General features: G+C 58.4%; 1 protein-coding gene. It reads left to right on the top strand.

Going from position 1 to position 543, the window contains the following annotated elements:
• Window positions 1-399, top strand: a 399-nt coding sequence (locus tag ACTHUR_RS17410) for a 3-deoxy-D-manno-octulosonic acid transferase (RefSeq protein ID WP_440399968.1), incomplete at its 5' end; no start/stop codon positions are given.
• Between the last annotated feature and the right edge of the window lie 144 nt (window positions 400-543).

Genomic DNA, 543 nt, shown 5'->3' with positions numbered 1-543 from the left:
GTTTCCCAGCAAACCCAAGTCTGGGTAGGCGACAGCATGGGCGAACTTTTTGCCTACTACCTCAGCGCCGATGTCGCCTTTGTCGGCGGCAGCCTCGTGGACAGCGGCTGTCAAAACATCATCGAGCCGATAGCCTGCGGTATTCCGACCGTGTTCGGCTTTTCCACCTACAACTTTGCCGCCGCCTGCCGCAGCGCGTTGGAAGCCCAAGCGGCGGTGCAGGTGCAAAACGCGGACGAATGGTGCACCTTCGTCTCAGCCTGTTTGGAAAACCCGAGCGAGCGCAGCCATTTCGCCCAACAAGCGGCACACTTCGTCGCCGGCCATCAAGGTGCCAGCCGTCGGATGGCGGACGAAATCGCCGCGTCTGTGCGCCATCTGACACACGAAAAAGCTTAAGGACAAAATAAAGCTTATCCACAAACGAAAGGTCGTCTGAAACCCGAATTTGGGTTTTCAGACGACCTTTTGCATTCGCGGCAGCTCAGGCGGCGTTGTCCGCCCTGCCCTGACGTTGCGCCTATTCCCGTGCAGCTCAATACG

The sequence above is a fragment of the Neisseria sp. P0021.S007 genome (genome assembly GCF_051956855.1).
The sequence above is the reverse complement of the archived record's forward strand: the minus strand, read 5'-3'. Positions and strand labels throughout refer to the sequence as shown.